Source organism: Methylorubrum pseudosasae (assembly GCF_029504475.1).
Taxonomy (GTDB): domain Bacteria; phylum Pseudomonadota; class Alphaproteobacteria; order Rhizobiales; family Beijerinckiaceae; genus Methylobacterium; species Methylobacterium extorquens.
Genome location: NZ_JAQGDU010000002.1, coordinates 2,070,331 through 2,086,673 on the forward strand (window position 1 = coordinate 2,070,331; position 16,343 = coordinate 2,086,673).

Consider the following 16,343-nt stretch of genomic DNA (forward strand, 5'->3'; position numbering starts at 1 on the left):
CGCCTGCGTCCTCAGCGGTTCGCGAGGTGGGCGACGAGACGCTCGGCGGCGGGACCGGAGGAGGCCGGGTTCTGGCCGGTGATGAGCAGGCCGTCCGTCACGACGAAGGGCTCCCAATCGGCACCCTTGGCGTAGAGGCCTCCGTTTCGCTTCAGCTCATCCTCGACCAGGAAGGGAACCACCTCGGTCAGGCCCACGGCCTCCTCCTCGGTGTTGGTGAAGCCGGTGACCTTCCGGCCTTCGACAAGGGGCTTCCCGTTCGGAGCCTTGGCATGGCGGAGGACGCCGGGGGCGTGACAAACCAGGGCAAGGGGCTTGCCGGCGCCGAGCGTCGTCTCGATCAGCCTGATCGAAGCCCGGTCCTCGGCGAGGTCCCAGAGGGGGCCGTGCCCGCCGGGATAGAAGACGGCGTCGAAGCCCTCGTGCCCGACGGCATCGAGCCGGCCCGTCTCGGCCAGCACCGCCATAGCCGCAGCGTCGGCTTCGAAGCGGCGCGTCGTGTCAGTCTGGAAGCTCGGCTCGGCACTCTTCGGATCGAGCGGCGGGCGGCCACCCTCCGGTGACACCAGAACCACCTCCGCACCTGCATCCTTGAACACGTAATAGGGGGCCGCGAGTTCCTCGAGCCAGAAGCCGGTCTTCCGGCCGGTGTCGCCGAGTCGGTCGTGCGAGGTCAGCACCATCAGGATCTTCATCATTGCTCTCCGGGTTTTTCGCTTGGGTGAGAGGACAGTCTTGATTTTCGAGCCGTTCGCCTGGGCCACGCTCGCGCCGACTCTGGAAACTCGGCTCCCGTTGACAGTAGACCGGTCGTCTTGAAGCTGTCCGTGATAAGTTGGGTTTTTGGCAACGTTGGACCGCGGTGGATCAGTGTGCCGTGAGGCCGAGAATGCGCCGGGTTGTCCCAATGGCAGCCTCGAATGGGGCGTCGGTCCGGACGATCTTGGCCATTAAGCTCGCACCGAGCCAGACGTGATACAGATTCTCGGCAGTCGTATGTGGCTCGCTCTCGACCGTGAGCGAGTCCTCCGCCACGCCCGCCGCGATGGATCGCGCCAGCCGTTCTATGATCGCGGCGGTGCCGCTCTTAAGGGCGAGCCGCATAGGCTCGGATAAATCCGAGACTTCCGCCGCAAGCTTCACCGCAAGGCATTTGCGCTGGTCGTCGATGCTCCCTTGCGTGGCCTGCCATTTGCGCCAGTAGTTCATCAGGCGCTCGGCATGGCTCAGCCCAGGCTCGGCGAGTGTCGTGTCGAGATCTGCGAGATAGCTCTCGAAGTAGTCCGCCAAGAGGGCCTCGCCGAAAGCCTCCTTGGAGCCGAAGTAGTGGTAGAATGACCCCTTTGGTACACCAGCCGAGGTTAGGATCTCGCTGAGCCCGACGCCAGAGAAACCCTTCGCGCCGACCAGGCCGTAGGCTGAATCGAGGATTTCCTGTCGGGTGTCGGTCTGTGCAGCGAGGCGTGCCATGACGATGAGATAGATCGAATTAGACCGGTCGTCTAGAGGCGTTTTGCATTTTTGTCGGAGGGACCACGGAAGTTCGCCGAACCGTTTTCGCAGCCTGCGGACGTCACCGCGGAATATCTTATCGCTGGTGTCCGCTTTCAGGAAGTGGGCGCGTCGCCTGCTTCGACCCAATCCGGTCGAAAGCGGAACGTCTAGTTCCAGGCGAAAGGCTAAGGTCCGGTTTCCGGCCCATCCGAGCCTTCGGCGGCAGCGTCTTGAATGTCCACGAGGGTCAGGAGTTCGCACGCCAATAGTTCGACGGTGCGCCAGTAGAGATCCTTGGACTAGAGCTGTTGCCGATCAGGTTGGATCGTATGCGTCGTATCCTGCCGCTGTCAGGCAGTTGCGGCAGGCCTTTGGTGTAAGGCTGTCGAGGGCGGATCGGATTGCCGCTTTCAGATCGGGAAGCGTCCGCGCGGCGGCTTTGCGCAGGTCGGCTTTGAGCTTGGCGAAGATCTGTTCGATCGGGTTGAGGTCCGGCGAGTAGGGCGGAAGATAGAGCAACTTGGCGCCCGCCGCCTGGATGGCTTCGCGCACGCCGGCCACCTTGTGAGCGGCGAGGTTGTCCATGATCACCGTGTCACCCCGCTTCAGCACGGGCACCAGGGTGTCGGTGACGTAGGCCCGGAAGCGCTGGCCGTTGGTGGCTCCGTCGAACAGGACCGTGGCCGCCACCCCGCTGGTGCGCAGGGCCGCGGTGACGGTGGTGGTCTTCCAATGGCCGTGCGGGACAGCGACACGGCAGCGCTGACCGCGCACGGCCCAGCCGTAGCGGCGGACCATGTTGGTGGTGGTCGCCGTCTCATCGAGGAAGACGAGCCTGTCCGGGTCGAGTTCGTCCTGAGCCCCGAACCAGTCCTCGCGCTCGGCTTTCACGTCCGGTCGCTGCTGCTCGGCGGCGTGAAGCGTGTTTTTTTGTGCGTGACGGCGTGGCGCTGGAAGAAGCGCGACAGGCCGCTCTCGCTGGTGGCGATCCCGCGTTCGGCCAGCAGGGCGCGCACCTCCGATAGGGTGAGCATCGGTCGATCCAAGCGCAGTTTGAGGATCAGTTCGGCTTGCGCTTCGAGGTGCTGCGAGCGTCGGTCGCCACCCTGCGGCTTGGCCGCCACCCGGCCTTCCCGCTCGAAGCTCTCCTGCCAGCGGATAGCACTGGCGGGACTGACCCCGAACCGCTCGGCGGCCTGACGGCGCGAGGCGCCCTCGGACACGGCCTTCACGACGCGCTCGCGCAGATCCGATGACAACGGTGACCCCATCGATCCTCCTGTCGAGAGGACCAAAGGGAATCAGATCTCGCCTCGTCAGGGAACCCCAACCGACTCACAGCGGTCGGCAACAGCTCTAGCTTTGGAAAGTCGACCTCCGGCTTCGTAGTCACTGGCGCCATACAGCCTACTCGGGCGACGCCCTCGAAGGGCCATTCACAGCGGCGTCGACCGCCGAGCTCGATCGCTCGAACGAGGAGGTCGAAGCCGCTACGCAGCGTGCCCGATGCCGTCTTGGCCGGTCATCGGCCCGCTTGCAGCGTGCTGCTTGAGCCGCGCGTTGCCGGAGAGGCTGCGCAGCAGGACGTAGAAGACCGGCGTCAGGAACAGGCCGAAAGCGGTCACGCCGATCATGCCGGAGAACACGGCGACGCCCATGGCGCTGCGCATCTCCGCTCCGGCCCCGGTCGCCATCACGAGCGGCAGGACGCCCATGATGAAGGCCATCGAGGTCATCAGGATCGGGCGCAGGCGCAGGCGGCTCGCCTCGATCGCCGCTTGGATCGGGCTGCGGCCGGCGAACTCAAGCTCGCGGGCGAATTCCACGATCAGGATCGCGTTCTTGGCCGAGAGTCCGACCAGGACGATCAGTCCGATCTGCGTGAAGACGTTGTTGTCGCCCGCCGATAGCCAGACCCCGAACATGGCCGCGAGCAATCCCATCGGCACGATCAGCAGGATGGCGAGCGGCAGGGCGAGGCTCTCGTACTGCGCCGCCAGCACGAGGAAGACGAGCAGCAGCGCCAGCGGGAAGACCCAGATCCCGGAATTGCCGGCGATGAATTCCTGGTAGGTGAGGTCGGTCCATTCGAAGGCGAAGCCGCGCGGCAGCGTCTCGGCGGCGATGCGCGCCGCCGCCGCTTGCGCTTGGCCCGACGAAAAGCCGGGGGCGGCCCCCGCGTTGATATCGGCGGAGAGAAAGCCGTTGTAGCGCATGGCCCGCTCCGGTCCCGCGGTCTGGCGGACACGCAGCAAGGCCGAGAGCGGCACCATCTCGCCCGATCCGGCGCGGACCTTCAGCAGCCCGACATCGTCCTGACGAGCGCGGAACGGCGCGTCGGCCTGGACGCGCACCGAGTAGGTGCGGCCGAACCGGTTGAAGTCGTTGACGTAGAAGGAACCCAGATAGATCTGCAGCGTGTCGAACACGTCGGTGACCGGGATACGGAGCTGGCGCGCCTTGGTCCGGTCGATATCGGCGAAGAGTTGCGGCACGTTCATCTGAAAGCTGGAGAACAGGCCGGTGAGTTCGGGCGCCTGTGCGGCTTTCGCCATGAACGCCTTGGTCGCTTCGTTCAGCGCCTCATAGCCGAGGCCGGCGCGGTCCTCGATCTGCAGCTTGAAGCCGCCGATGGTGCCCAAGCCATTGACGGGCGGGGGCGGGAACATCGCGATGAAAGCTTCCGGGATCGCGGCGAACTTCTTATTCAAGGACTGCGCGATGGCGGCCCCGCTCAGCGCGGGATCCTTGCGCTCCGCGAAGGGCTTGAGCGTCGAGAATACGATTCCCGAGTTCGAGCTGTTGGTGAAGCCGTTGATCGAGAGCCCTGGGAAGGCGACGGCACTCTCGACGCCCGGCTCCTTCAAGGCGATCTCGCTCATCGTGCGGATCACCTCCTCGGTCCGGTCGAGGGTGGCGCCGTCGGGCAGCTGCGCGAAGCCGACGAGGTACTGCTTGTCCTGACCCGGCACGAAACCGCCGGGGATCTGGCGGAACAGCACCACGGTCACGCCGACGAGCACGAGGTAGAGGACCATCATCGCGCCTTTTCGCGACACGACGGAGGCGACGCCGCGTCCGTAGCCGTCGGAGGCCTGCCCGAAGGCGCGGTTGAACCGGCGGAAGAACCAGCCGAGCAGGGTGTCGAGCGCGCGGGTCAGCCGGTCCTTCGGGGCGTGATGGTCTCGGAGTAGGAGCGCCGAGAGGGCTGGCGACAGGGTCAGCGAGTTGATTGCCGAGATGACGGTCGAGATCGCGATGGTCAGGGCGAACTGCTTGTAGAACTGGCCCGTCAGGCCGCTGATGAAGGCGAGCGGCACGAACACCGCGACGAGCACCAGCGCGATGGCGATGATCGGCCCCGAGACCTCGCGCATCGCTTGGTAGCTGGCGTCCCGCGGCGACAGCCCCGCCTCGATGTTGCGCTCGACATTCTCCACCACGACGATGGCGTCGTCGACGACGATGCCGATGGCGAGCACGAGGCCGAACAGGCTCAGCGCGTTGATCGAGAAGCCGAAGGCATGCATCACCGCGAAGGTGCCGATGATGGAGACCGGCACCGCCAAGAGCGGGATGATCGAGGCCCGCCACGTCTGCAGGAACAGGATCACCACGAGAACGACGAGGGCGATCGCCTCCAGCAGCGTGTGAATGACGGCCTCGATCGAGGCGCGCACGAACTGCGTCGGATCGTAGACGATCTGGTAGTCGACGCCTTCCGGCATATTCTTCTTGATCTCGGTCATGGTCCGGCGGACCTCGTCCGAGATCTGGATCGCATTCGATCCCGGCGACTGAGAGATCGGAATCGCCACCGCCGACTTGTTGTCGAGGAGCGAGCGGAGCGCATAGTCCGAGGCGCCGAGTTCGATCCGGGCGATGTCGCGAAGCCGCGTGATCTCGCCGTTCTCCCCGGTCTTCACGACGATGTCACCGAACTGCTCCTCGCTGGTGAGGCGCCCTTCCGCGTTGAGCGAGAGCTGCAGGTCGAGGCCGGGAACGGCCGGTGAAGCGCCAATGACGCCCGCTGCCGCCTCCACGTTCTGCGCCTGAATCTCCCGCACCACGTCGCCCGCCGACAGGCCGTGCTCGGCCACCTTCTGAGGATCGAGCCAGATCCGCATCGCGTAGTCGCCGGAGCCGAACAGCTGCACCTGTCCCACGCCGTCGATACGGGCGAGGCGGTCCTTGATGTTCAGCACGGCATAGTTGCGCAGATAGGTCATGTCGTAGCGCCCGTTGGGCGAGACGAGGTGGACGACCATGGTCAGGTCGGGCGAGGACTTCACCGTGACGATGCCGAGCTGGCGCACGATGGCCGGCAGGCGCGGTTCGGCCTGCGAGACACGATTCTGAACGAGCTGCTGCGCCTTGTCCGGATCGGTGCCGAGACGGAATGTGACGGTCAGGGTCATGACGCCGTCCGTCGTCGCTTGGCTCGACATGTAGAGCATGCCCTCGACACCGTTGATCTGCTCCTCGATCGGTGTCGCCACCGTCTCGACGATGACCTTGGGGTTGGCGCCCGGGAAGGTCGCCCGCACCACCACCGAGGGCGGCACAACGTCCGGATACTCGGAGATCGGCATCGCGAAGAGCGAGATGAGGCCGCCGATGAAGATGAGCACCGAGAGCACGCCCGCGAAGATCGGGCGGTCGATGAAGAACTTGGACAGGTTCATGTTCGCCCTCCGGGGCCGGGCATCAGGCGCAAGGCGTCAGGCGGCCGCCGAGAGGGCGGTCGCGCGTCGGGTCGGGAATGGTCGAAGGGGCTGGAAGCTACGGGGCCTCGGCGCTGGCGAGCTCGCGCGCTCCGGCGGCACCGGGCGCACGCACGCCCATCGCCACCGGCTCAGGGCGCAGGAGCGTACCGGGGCGGATGCGCTGCAATCCGTTGACGACGATGCGCTCGCCGCCGGAGAGGCCCGCGGTCACGACGCGCAGGCCCTCGACCGCCCGGCCGAGGGTGACGGCGCGGAACTCGGCGCGGTCGTCTGCTCCGACCACGAGCACGAACTTCTTGTCCTGATCGGTGCCGACGGCCCGTTCATCGACGAGGAGCAAGCGCTCGGGCGTGGCCTGACCGAGCCGCATCCGCGCGAACTGACCGGGAATGAGGTGGCCGTCGCCGTTGGCGAAGGTGGCGCGCACCCGAACCGTGCCGCTGCGGGCATCGACCTTGTTATCGATGAACTGCAGATGCCCGCGGGCGCGAACCCCATCCGCCGTCACCATCTCGACGGGGATGCGGTCGAGCCTGCCGCGCCCGCCCGCGGGGCCGGCGATCGAGGCCAGGGCCTTCACAACAACGGTCTCGTCCGCGTCAAAGCTCGCGTAGACCGGATCGACCGAGACGAGGGTGGTGAGCACCGCGGCCCCCGCTCCCGTCGCCACGAGGTTGCCCGGCGTGATCTCCCGGCGTCCGACGCGTCCGCCCACCGCGGCCCGCACCTGGGTATAGCTCAGGTTCAGGCGCGCCGCCTCCAGCGCCGCCTTCGCCGCGTCGAGGCTCGCCTTCGCTTCCTTGAAGGCGTTGGCGCGCACGTCGAGGTCGCGCGCCGTGACGATCTGCTGGTCGGAGAGTCTGCGCCCGCGCTCTAGATCGCTCGACGTCAGGGCGACGCGCGCCTCGGCGCCGGCCACCTGGGCCTCCAGACGCTGGACCTCCGCCGCGTAGGGCGCCGGATCGATGGTCACGAGGAGATCGCCGGCCTCGACAAGCTCGCCTTCCACGAAGTGCGTGGACTGGATCGCGCCGCCGACGCGGGCCCGCACGTCGATTCGGTCGACGGCTTCGAGCCGGCCCGAAAACGCGTCCCAGAGGACGACGTCCCGCGGCTCGACGGTGGCGACTGAAGCCGGTGCGGCCTGCTCGGCTTGCGGCGTTGCAGCGACCGCCGCATCCCCCTTGAAGAGCGGTGCCGAGACGAACTGATAGGAAGCACCCGCCAGCAAGGCGAGAGCGAGGCCGACCCCGGCGCTGCGCCGGAAGAGAAAATGGCCTAGGGACGTGTCGCGATGGGGGTGCACGGCCGGCTCCGACATCTGTATCGTGTGATACACATGTCGGCATGGACGCGGCGCGTCAAGAGACTTATCTACCACTCGATACAAAAGTTGGAGCTTGCGGACAATGGTGATGGGGCGGCCCCGGTCGTTCGACACGGACAAGGCCCTTGATGATGCGATGGAGGTGTTCTGGCGCCATGGCTACGACGGCGCGAGCCTCGCGATGCTGACCAAGGCGATGGGTATCAAGCCGCCGAGCCTCTACGCGGCCTTTGGCAGCAAGGAGGGTCTGCTCAAGGCGGCCCTCGACCGCTATGCCCAGCGCCGGTCCGAGCACATGCGCTACGTGCTTGCGGGCCCCACCGCGCGCGACGTGGCCGAGCGCTTCCTGTTCAGCATCGTGGAGAGCCATACCGATCCGGCCAACCCGCCCGGCTGCCTGCTGGTCCAGGGCGGGCTCGCCTGCGGCGAAGGCTCGGAAAACATCCCGTTCGAGTTGGCATCTCGGCGCGCGCTGTCCGAGACGGAACTGCGCGAGCGTTTCGTTCAGGCTCAGCGGGACGGCGACCTTGCCGAGACCGCCGATCCCGCGGCACTGGCGCGGTTTCTCTCGACGGTTGCCTCCGGCATGGGCGTCCTCGCGTCGTCCGGAGCCGATCGGGGCGCCTTACGGGAGGTCGCGCGTGTCTCGCTCAGCGCCTTCCCGGGTCCCGAGAAAGGCGATCAATAAGCGGAAGGCGTGAGCGTACGCCGCGTGGGTCGAAACCGACTTGTTGGTCCGTTCGGCCTTGAGCCACCAAGCCTCGACCAGGGCACTGAGCTTTTCCGGCGGTAACATGGTCGGCGCTGTGCCGTAGGGCTGAGCAACCATCGCCGACGACGGAAAGGTGTGAGGCGCAGTAGGGTGTTGGCCGACGTCGAGGGATTTGCCCTGCGCCGCGGCCTTGCGGGCGAGACTTGCCCGCTACATCACCGCCGCGAGAGTCAGGCGAGTTTCCGACGGTCCGACTTATCGACAACAATGCCGCGGTGCTTCAGCAGGGCATCAGCTTGGTCGGTGCACCACTCCTCCATGTCTCGCCGAGCACCGACCGCTGGATCTGCCGCCTCGTTGATGAGCGTGGCATTCAGGTTCGGTTGAAGCGACCAGCCAGGCGGGCGGCGCGGCCAGAGCGGCTCGCCGAGATCAATTCGCCAGAAGGCCTGCTGACTCGGCTCATCACGATACTAGTCGATCCACCATGCGTAGAGCGGGGCGGCCATCTCGTGTGCCTCGCGCTCGTTCAGCAGCTTTGGGCCTGCGCGGAGGTTCGTCCACCGCTCGTCCAGCTCAAGGAGGGCACGGGCATGGAGGCTCTTGGCGCGAACCGGATCCTTCGGCCAAGACTGATCTTCTCTTCGCGCTTGCCGATGCACGCGAGAAGGTCGGCTGGCACGGCCCGCCGCAGATAGTAGATGCCGGTTTTGGGATGCTTCCAGGGACGCGTCGTCATCAACGACATGCGTACCACCCGTTTGTATCACCCGGGCAGTCCTTAGTCTCTGTTTTGACTGATTGCTTTTGCGGCTCAGCGGCTTAGCCAGCTGATGGTGCCCAGGAAAGGACTCGAACCTTCACCTCTTGCAAGACTGGTACCTGAAACCAGCGCGTCTACCAATTCCGCCACCTGGGCGCCGGACCGTTGCCGGTCGGCGATGGGGTTCGTTTAGGGGGCGGCGGCGAAGGCGTCAATCGCTGTTTCGCCGCCGCCGGTCAAAAATCCCGAAGCGGGCTTTTCTCGCGGCGCGGAGGCAACACAAACCTGCCGCGCCGGAGCAACGCTCAGCCGCGCCACTCGCGGATGTCGACGAAGCGGCCGGCCACCGCCGCCGCCGCCGCCATCGCCGGGGAGACGAGGTGGGTGCGGCCGCGCGGGCCCTGGCGGCCCTCGAAGTTGCGGTTGGAGGTCGAGGCGCAGCGCTCGCCCGGCCGCAGCTTGTCCGGGTTCATGCCGAGGCACATCGAGCAGCCAGGCTCGCGCCAGTCGAAGCCGGCATCCTTCAGGATGCGGTCGATCCCCTCGGCTTCCGCCTGCGCCTTCACGAGGCCGGAGCCCGGCACCACCATCGCCGAGACGCTGTCATGCACCTTGCGGCCCTCGACCATCTTGGCGACGATCCGCAGGTCCTCGATGCGGCCATTGGTGCAGGAGCCGATGAACACCCGGTCGAGGGTGACGTCGGTCATCCGCGTGCCCGGCGTCAGGCCCATATAAGCCAGCGCCTTCTCCTTGGACTGGCGCTTGTTCTCGTCCGCGATCTGGGCCGGGTCGGGCACCGTGCCGAGGATCGAGACGATGTCCTCAGGGCTCGTGCCCCAGGAGACCAGCGGGGGGAGGTTGGCGGCGTCGAGACGGATCTCGCGGTCGAAATGCGCGCCCTCGTCCGTGGCCAGGCTCTCCCAGTAGCGGCGGGCCGCGTCGAACGCCGCGCCCTTCGGCGCCTTCGGGCGGCCGTTGACGTAGGCGTAGGTGGTCTCGTCAGGCGCGACCATGCCGGCGCGGGCACCGCCCTCGATCGACATGTTGCAGATCGTCATCCGGCCCTCCATCGAGAGGGCGCGGATTGCCTCGCCGGCATACTCGATGACGTGGCCGGTGCCGCCGGCGGTGCCGATCTCGCCAATGATGGCGAGCACGATGTCCTTGGCGCTGACGCCCCGCGGCAGGGTGCCGTCGACCGTCACCCGCATGTTCTTGGCCTTGCGCTGGATCAGCGTCTGCGTGGCGAGCACGTGCTCGACCTCCGACGTGCCGATGCCGTGGGCCAGCGCGCCGAAGGCGCCGTGGGTCGAGGTGTGGGAATCGCCGCACACGATCGTCTGACCCGGCAGGGTGAAGCCCTGCTCCGGCCCGATAATGTGGACGATGCCCTGACGCTGGTCGAGGGCATCGTAGAACTCGATGCCGAAGTCGCGCACGTTCTCGGCGAGCGCTTCGAGCTGGGTGCGGCTCTCGGGATCCTCGATGCCCTTGGAGCGGTCCGAGGTCTGGACGTTGTGATCGACGACGGCCAGCGTCTTGTGCGGCGCGCGCACCGTACGGCCGGCCACGCGAAGCCCCTCGAACGCCTGGGGGCTCGTCACCTCGTGCACCAGGTGGCGGTCGATGTAGAGGAGGGCGGAGCCATCCGGCTCGACATCGACGACGTGGTCGTCCCAGATCTTGTCGTAGAGGGTGCGCGGCGCGGTCATGATGCAGCTATTCTGACGGGTTGAAGGCTCCATCGCGGAAAACGCCTCGACCGGGCCGCGGGAAACCATGCGGCCGGATCGTGGGGAGTATCCGGAAGACCTCTTGTGTAATGCTCCTCGGGCGATTTCGGAAGGGCGGCCGCGCACATGCGGCGCGCATGACACTTTTGCAGCCCGCTCGCCCCACCGGCTGGACCGGCGCGCGGCGCAGCGATACTCCCGGCCTATCCTTTGTTGACCTCTTCCTTGCCGACCTCTGGGAGGCCGTGAGCCGGTGCCACCAGCCGAGACGCCCGACATCCTCCTGATCCGGCAGACCCGCCCCGACGTGGCCGGGCGGCTCGCCGAGCGCTTCCGCCTGCACCGCCTGGAGGAGGCGCCCAACCGCGAGGCGTTCCTCGACGCCGTGGGACCGCGCATCCGCGGGCTCGCGGTCGGCGCGATGTGCCCGATCGATGCGAGGCTGTTCGACCGGCTGCCGCAGCTCGAAATCGTGGCGAGCTTCGGCGTCGGCTACGACACGATCGATGCGGGCGAGGCGCATCGCCGCGGCATCGTCGTCACCCACACGCCGGACGTGCTCTCCGACGAGGTGGCCGACCTCGCGCTGGGCCTCCTGCTCGCCACCCTCCGCCAGATCCCGCAGGCCGACCGCTACCTGCGCGCCGGGCGCTGGCGGGAGGGCAGCTTCCCGCTCACCACGAGCCTGCGGGAGCGGCGGGTCGGCATCCTCGGGCTCGGCCGGATCGGGCGGGCGATCGCCCAGCGGCTCGAGGGGTTCGGCGTGACAATCGCCTATCACGGGCGCACGCCGCAGGCCGACGTCGCCTACACCTACCACGACAGCCTGCTCGGGCTGGCGCAGGCGGTCGATACGCTGATCGTGGCCGCACCCGGCGGACCGGGCACGAACGGGATCGTGGATGCCGGGGTGCTTGCGGCGCTCGGGCCTGACGGCATCGTCGTCAACATCGCCCGCGGCAGCGTCATCGACGAGGCGGCGCTGATCGCCGCGTTGCAAGCGGGGACGATCCTCGGGGCGGGGCTCGACGTGTTCGCGAACGAGCCGCAGGTGCCGCAGGCGCTGATTGATCTCGATCGAACCGTGCTGCTGCCGCATGTCGGCTCGGGCTCGCACCACACCCGTGCGGCGATGGGCCGGTTGCTCACCGACAATCTGTTTTCGTGGTTCGACGGCAAGGGGCCGGTGACGCCGGTGCCGGAAACGCCCTGGACGGGCCAGCGATGAGGGGCCCGACGATGACGCGCATGGCATGGTCACGCGCTTGGGCAGGCGCTTTGGCCGGAGCGTTGGCCGCCGCCCTGGTGGCCCTGCCGCCGAGCGCGGCCCGGGCGCAGGAGAGCCCACCCGCTGCGGAGCCCGCGCCCGCGGTCATGCCGGCCGAGGGCGGAGGCGGCGCGCCGGCCGGGCTCGCGACTCTGCCCGAGACCCTGGCAGGCGCGGCGGGCACCTGGGATCTGTCCCTGGAGGGCGGACGGCGGCGCTGCGTGCTGACCCTCGCCATGGAGACCGGCCCGAGCGGGCGCGCGGCGCGCTTTCCCGCCGGCTGCCGCCGGGCCCTGCCGCTCATGGCCGGGATCGGCGGCTGGCTGTTCACGGGGGAGGGCCTGCGCCTCGTGGACCGGAACCTGCGGCCGGTGCTGGCCTTCGCCAAGAACCCGGACGGGATGAGCCTCGGGGCCTCCGCCGAGAACGGCGAGCGCTACAACCTCGTGCCGCTGCAGATCGCGGCGATGCTGCCGCCCGCCGCCCCCGGTGCGGCCACCGTCACGCCCGCGGCGAATGCGGTGGAGAGCGACGCCCCCGCCTCGGCCGTCGTGCCGGAGAAGCCGGCGGAGGGCCCGGCTCCGGGCCTCTACGCCCTCGACCGCGCCGAGCAGAAGGATGTCTGCCGCCTCGAATTTGCGCTGCCCCCCGAAGCCGGGAAGGACACCGCCCCCGTGCGGGTGCTGGCGGATTGCCGCGACAGTGGGATCACGGTGTTCGATCCGGTGAGCTGGCGCTTCGCCAACGGCCATCTGACGCTGAAGGCGCGTCGCGGCCACGCGGTGAGCCTCGTGGCGATCGGGGAGGGGCGCTGGCGCCGCGACCCCGAGATCGGCGTGCCCCTCGTGCTACGGAAGGTCGAGCCGTAGGGCGCGGCGCGCTGAGCTTTCCGCCTCGTCTTTTCCCGAAAGCCGGCCACCACCGTTCGGGACGACGCTTCAGAACAGCGGCCGCAGGACGAGATGGAGCCCGAGGCCCAACAGGCCGACGAAGAAGCAGCGGCGGAACACGCGCTCGCTGACGCGCCCCCGCACCCAGCCGCCGAGCGCCATGCCGAGCAGGGCCGGCACGAGCGCGATGAGGGAGGTGCCCGCGACGCTGAGCGAGAGGGCGCCGCCACTGGTCAGGGCGATGGCGAGCGCGACGGTGGAGACGGTGAAGGAGAGCCCCAGCGCCTGGATCAGGTCGTCCTTGGTCAGGCCCAGCGCCCCGAGATAGGGCGCGGAGGGGAACGAGGACACGGCGGTGGCCGCCGTCACCAGCCCCGTCGCCGCGCCGATGAGCGGCCCGAGCCAGCGTTCCATGCCCGGTGGAACATGGAGCCGCAGGGCGGCAAGGCCGATCACGGCGTAGGCGATCAAAGCGAGGCCGAGGAAGACCGTGGCCTCCGCGCCGTAATTCCCATGAAGGATCCCCGCCGCAACCAGGGTGCCGACGACGCTCGCCGCCAGCATCGGCCAGAGCCGGCGCAGCAGCGTGCCGAAGCGCGGGCCCGCGGCGAGCTGCCAGACATTGGTGACGAAGGCGGGCACCACGAGCAGGGCCGCGGCCTGGACCGGCGCCATGACGAGACTGAGCAGGCCCATGGCGACGGGCGGCAGGCCGAGCCCGACCATACCCTTGACGAAGCCCGCAAGGAGGAAGGCCGACGCCGCCACGGCGAGGGGAAGGGGGTCCATGGAAAACGTCATGAGCAGTTCTGATCGGGGGAGGGGGCAAAGGGTCAGTAGGGGTCGGTCAGGGTCAGTCGTGGAGCCGCATGTCGCGCAGGATCGCCTGCCGCGCGGCTTCCGCCTCGGCCTCCTTCGTGGCGAGCGGCGCGGCGGCGGGCACGGGCCGGGCGACCGCGACCGGCGGCGCGCCGGTGCAGGCGCGCGGACCGGCGTCGGAGCGGGCGATGGCAATCAGCGCGGTGAACCCCGCGAGCAGAAGGGCCGCCGTTTCGAGCCGGGCGTCGCCCGAGCGGATCGTTGTTTGTGCGTCGCGTGGCATAGCTTGAGTTTCGCAGCGCGACGGCGTGCGACAATGCGGAAGTGGCCCGTGTCAGCCTTCGGCTGAGCCGAAGGCCATGCCGCGGGATGCGGCCTTGCCGACGAGGCCCTGGCTTTTCGTCCCTGCATCGTCTTCTTCCGAACAGCTGACGGCCACCTTTCGCGACGATGCTCCATGCGCTTCGATCTGACCGACCTGCGCCTGTTCCTCCATGTCGTCGAGGCAGAGAGCATCACCCGTGGCGCCGAGCGGGCCGGGCTGGCGCTCGCCTCGGCGAGCGAGCGCATCCGCGGCATGGAGGCGGATGGCGGCGTGCCGCTGCTGGAGCGCCATGCCCGCGGGGTGCGCCCGACGCCGGCGGGCCTCGCCGTGGTGCATCACGCCCGGCTCGTGCTCGGCCAGCTCGAACAGATGCGCGGCGAACTCGGCCAGTACGCGAGGGGCCTGCGCGGTCATGTGAGGCTCCTGTCGATCACCGCGGCGGTCGCCGCCTTCCTGCCCGATGCGCTGTCCGGCTTCCTTGCGTCCCATCCGAGCGTCGACATCGATCTCGAAGAGCGCACCAGCCGCGAGACCGTCGATGCCCTGGCGGGCGGGCTTGCCGATCTCGGCATCGTCGCCGACACGACCGATCTCGGTGCGCTCGAAACCCGGCCGCTCCTTCTCGACCGGATCGTGCTCGCCGTGCCGGCGGGCCATGCCCTGGCGCAGCGGAGCGGCGTCGCGTTCCGGGAGGTGCTGGACGAGCCCCTGGTCGGCCTCAGCCACGGCCGGGCGCTGCAGGCGCATCTCGCGACCCACGCCGCCCGCGCCGGCCGCCCGTTCAAGCTGCGGGTGCGCCTGAACGGGCTCGATGCGGTCTGCCGCATGGTCGAGCGGGGCGTCGGCGTGGCGATCGTCCCCGAGGCGGCGGCGCAGCGCGCGGCTGAGACGCTGGCGATCCGCGCGATTCCGATCGACGAGCCCTGGACCGTGCGCCAGCTCAGGCTCTGTGCCCGCAGCTTCGCAGCGCTTCCCCCGCACGCCCGCCAACTCGCCGAGCACTTGGTCGCGCATCTCGGCGCAGCTGAGAGTCCGGGTTTCGAAAGGACAAGTCCTTTCGCGGGTCCTGGGCAGAGCCCTGGCTGACATCGGTGATCGAAATCACCGGTCGCGATCAGGCGAGGCGCTCAACCGATACGGGATGCCGCGGAACACCCTGCTTCTCGAAGCAGGACAGGTTCTCGATGGTGGTCGCGGCAATCGCCGCCAGCGCCTCGGCCGTGAAGAAGGCCTGATGTCCCGTCACGATCACGTTCGGGAAGGTCAGCAGGCGCGAGAAGACGTCGTCCCGGATGATCTGGTTCGACAGATCCTCGAAGAAGAGGCCGCCTTCCTCCTCGTAGACGTCGAGGCCGAGATCGCCGATCACCCCTGATTTCAAACCCTCGATCAGCGCCGCGGTATCGACGAGCGCCCCGCGCCCCGTATTGATCAGCATCACGCCGCGCTTCATCCGCGCCAGCGCGGCACCGTCGATCATGTGATGCGTGTCGGGCGTCAGCGGGCAGTGCAGGGAGACGATGTCCGCCTCGGCCAGAAGCCGGTCGAGGCCCACCGCCTCCGCGCCGAAGCCGGCGATTTCGGCCGAGGGCACGGGATCATAAGCCAGCACGCGGCAGCCGAAGCCGGCGAGGATGCGCGCGACTGCGCGACCGATCTTGCCGGTTCCGACGATGCCGACGGTGCGTCCCTTAAGGTCGAACCCCAGCAGCCCTTCGAGTGCGAAATTTCCCTCGCGGACGCGGGCATAGGCCCGGTGGGTCTTGCGATTGAGCGCGAGGATCAGGGCCACCGTATGCTCGGCGACCGCGTCCGGCGAGTAGGCCGGGACGCGGCCGACCGCGATGCCGAGTTCCGCGGCGGCGGGAAGATCGACATTGTTGAAGCCGGCGCTGCGCAGGGCCACCATCCGCGTGCCGGAGGCGGCCAGCACATCCAGAACGGGCCGGTCGAGCACGTCGTTGACGAAAGCGCACACGGCCTGCGCTCCCTGCGTCAGCGGCGCGCTCTCATGCGTCAACCGGGCTTCGAGATAGCGCAGCCGGTGCGGTTCGCCCGCCGCCGCGTTGGCCCCGTCCAGGAACCGCCGGTCGTAGGCCTTGGTGCTGAAGATCGTGACGTCCATGCGACCTCATCTCGCGCGCTGCGATCCGACCATGCGGTTGATCCTGCATGCCGGGCGCGCGGTGATCGCCGATGTCCGCGGCGCGCGCTGCCTCAAACAGCACATAACTCCTGCCGCCTTGCCCTGCTGCCTTGCGGGCTCTGGATCAGGACCGACAC

14 protein-coding genes and 1 tRNA gene are annotated in these 16,343 nt (G+C 68.3%); 4 read left to right on the forward strand and 11 right to left on the reverse strand.

The window, feature by feature from the left end:
• Positions 1-11: 11 nt before the first annotated feature.
• From M2437_RS10620 to M2437_RS10640, 5 genes are all read right to left on the reverse strand, one after another.
• Complete coding sequence (locus M2437_RS10620) at positions 12-695, reverse strand: type 1 glutamine amidotransferase domain-containing protein (protein WP_253387365.1); 684 nt, start codon at positions 693-695, stop codon at positions 12-14.
• A gap of 172 nt (positions 696-867) precedes the next feature.
• Entirely contained in the window at positions 868-1,470 is a 603-nt protein-coding gene (locus M2437_RS10625; RefSeq protein WP_253387366.1) for a TetR/AcrR family transcriptional regulator, read from the reverse strand.
• Between the two features lie 339 nt (positions 1,471-1,809).
• Positions 1,810-2,765 (reverse strand): IS630 family transposase gene (locus M2437_RS10630; RefSeq protein ID WP_253387367.1). Its coding sequence is split into 2 segments (ribosomal slippage): positions 1,810-2,429 and positions 2,429-2,765, totalling 957 coding nucleotides; the frame shifts between segments, so codons are not numbered across the junction.
• 219 nt (positions 2,766-2,984) lie between these two features.
• Entirely contained in the window at positions 2,985-6,179 is a 3,195-nt protein-coding gene (locus M2437_RS10635; RefSeq protein WP_253387368.1) for an efflux RND transporter permease subunit, read from the reverse strand.
• Positions 6,180-6,276: 97 nt separating this feature from the next.
• Positions 6,277-7,542: an efflux RND transporter periplasmic adaptor subunit gene (locus M2437_RS10640; RefSeq protein ID WP_253387369.1), complete on the reverse strand. Its 1,266-nt coding sequence runs from the start codon at positions 7,540-7,542 to the stop codon at positions 6,277-6,279.
• Between the two features lie 88 nt (positions 7,543-7,630).
• Between M2437_RS10640 and M2437_RS10645 the strand changes: the two genes are divergently transcribed.
• The gene (locus M2437_RS10645; protein ID WP_012255456.1) at positions 7,631-8,236 is read left to right on the forward strand and encodes a TetR/AcrR family transcriptional regulator; all 606 of its coding nucleotides are present in this window, start codon (positions 7,631-7,633) and stop codon (positions 8,234-8,236) included.
• Positions 8,237-8,789: 553 nt separating this feature from the next.
• On the opposite strand, the gene M2437_RS10650 is transcribed toward M2437_RS10645, so the two are convergent.
• From M2437_RS10650 to leuC, 3 genes are all read right to left on the reverse strand, one after another.
• Positions 8,790-9,008: a DUF6538 domain-containing protein gene (locus M2437_RS10650; protein ID WP_309247826.1), complete on the reverse strand. Its 219-nt coding sequence runs from the start codon at positions 9,006-9,008 to the stop codon at positions 8,790-8,792.
• Positions 9,009-9,094: 86 nt separating this feature from the next.
• Positions 9,095-9,179: transfer RNA gene (locus M2437_RS10655), tRNA-Leu, on the reverse strand.
• Positions 9,180-9,328: 149 nt separating this feature from the next.
• Complete coding sequence (gene leuC / locus M2437_RS10660) at positions 9,329-10,738, reverse strand: 3-isopropylmalate dehydratase large subunit (protein ID WP_015824467.1); 1,410 nt, start codon at positions 10,736-10,738, stop codon at positions 9,329-9,331.
• Positions 10,739-11,012: 274 nt separating this feature from the next.
• Here leuC and M2437_RS10665 point away from each other — a divergent pair, with 274 nt between their 5' ends.
• Both M2437_RS10665 and M2437_RS10670 read left to right on the forward strand, forming a co-directional pair.
• Positions 11,013-11,987 (forward strand): 2-hydroxyacid dehydrogenase, encoded by a 975-nt coding sequence (locus tag M2437_RS10665; protein WP_056458436.1) that lies wholly within the window; start codon positions 11,013-11,015, stop codon positions 11,985-11,987.
• Between the two features lie 11 nt (positions 11,988-11,998).
• Positions 11,999-12,895 carry an AprI/Inh family metalloprotease inhibitor gene (locus M2437_RS10670; protein WP_253387370.1) on the forward strand — a complete coding sequence of 299 codons (897 nt, stop codon included), beginning with the start codon at positions 11,999-12,001 and terminating at the stop codon, positions 12,893-12,895.
• Positions 12,896-12,964: 69 nt separating this feature from the next.
• On the opposite strand, the gene M2437_RS10675 is transcribed toward M2437_RS10670, so the two are convergent.
• Positions 12,965-13,717 carry a sulfite exporter TauE/SafE family protein gene (locus M2437_RS10675; RefSeq protein ID WP_253387371.1) on the reverse strand — a complete coding sequence of 251 codons (753 nt, stop codon included), beginning with the start codon at positions 13,715-13,717 and terminating at the stop codon, positions 12,965-12,967.
• Positions 13,718-13,769: 52 nt separating this feature from the next.
• Positions 13,770-14,018, reverse strand: a complete 249-nt coding sequence (locus M2437_RS10680) for a hypothetical protein (RefSeq protein ID WP_253387372.1) — start codon at positions 14,016-14,018, stop codon at positions 13,770-13,772.
• Positions 14,019-14,192: 174 nt separating this feature from the next.
• Here M2437_RS10680 and M2437_RS10685 point away from each other — a divergent pair, with 174 nt between their 5' ends.
• Positions 14,193-15,146 carry a LysR family transcriptional regulator gene (locus M2437_RS10685; RefSeq protein ID WP_147019698.1) on the forward strand — a complete coding sequence of 318 codons (954 nt, stop codon included), beginning with the start codon at positions 14,193-14,195 and terminating at the stop codon, positions 15,144-15,146.
• A gap of 28 nt (positions 15,147-15,174) precedes the next feature.
• Here the strand turns inward: M2437_RS10685 and M2437_RS10690 are convergent, their stop codons facing one another.
• Positions 15,175-16,185 carry a 2-hydroxyacid dehydrogenase gene (locus M2437_RS10690; RefSeq protein ID WP_253387373.1) on the reverse strand — a complete coding sequence of 337 codons (1,011 nt, stop codon included), beginning with the start codon at positions 16,183-16,185 and terminating at the stop codon, positions 15,175-15,177.
• Positions 16,186-16,343 lie beyond the last annotated feature (158 nt).

What these genes read in the sequence shown, in the direction of transcription:
- M2437_RS10690 (WP_253387373.1), bottom strand. Translation starts at nt 16,185, where the DNA reads ATGGACGTCACGATCTTCAGCACCAAGGCCTACGACCGGCGGTTCCTG.
- M2437_RS10620 (WP_253387365.1), bottom strand. Translation starts at nt 695, where the DNA reads ATGAAGATCCTGATGGTGCTGACCTCGCACGACCGACTCGGCGACACC.
- leuC (WP_015824467.1), bottom strand. Translation starts at nt 10,738, where the DNA reads ATGACCGCGCCGCGCACCCTCTACGACAAGATCTGGGACGACCACGTC.
- M2437_RS10640 (WP_253387369.1), bottom strand. Translation starts at nt 7,542, where the DNA reads ATGTCGGAGCCGGCCGTGCACCCCCATCGCGACACGTCCCTAGGCCAT.
- M2437_RS10670 (WP_253387370.1), top strand. Translation starts at nt 11,999, where the DNA reads ATGACGCGCATGGCATGGTCACGCGCTTGGGCAGGCGCTTTGGCCGGA.
- M2437_RS10685 (WP_147019698.1), top strand. Translation starts at nt 14,193, where the DNA reads ATGCGCTTCGATCTGACCGACCTGCGCCTGTTCCTCCATGTCGTCGAG.
- M2437_RS10675 (WP_253387371.1), bottom strand. Translation starts at nt 13,717, where the DNA reads ATGACGTTTTCCATGGACCCCCTTCCCCTCGCCGTGGCGGCGTCGGCC.
- M2437_RS10680 (WP_253387372.1), bottom strand. Translation starts at nt 14,018, where the DNA reads ATGCCACGCGACGCACAAACAACGATCCGCTCGGGCGACGCCCGGCTC.
- M2437_RS10650 (WP_309247826.1), bottom strand. Translation starts at nt 9,008, where the DNA reads ATGTCGTTGATGACGACGCGTCCCTGGAAGCATCCCAAAACCGGCATC.
- M2437_RS10645 (WP_012255456.1), top strand. Translation starts at nt 7,631, where the DNA reads ATGGTGATGGGGCGGCCCCGGTCGTTCGACACGGACAAGGCCCTTGAT.
- M2437_RS10635 (WP_253387368.1), bottom strand. Translation starts at nt 6,179, where the DNA reads ATGAACCTGTCCAAGTTCTTCATCGACCGCCCGATCTTCGCGGGCGTG.
- M2437_RS10625 (WP_253387366.1), bottom strand. Translation starts at nt 1,470, where the DNA reads ATGGCACGCCTCGCTGCACAGACCGACACCCGACAGGAAATCCTCGAT.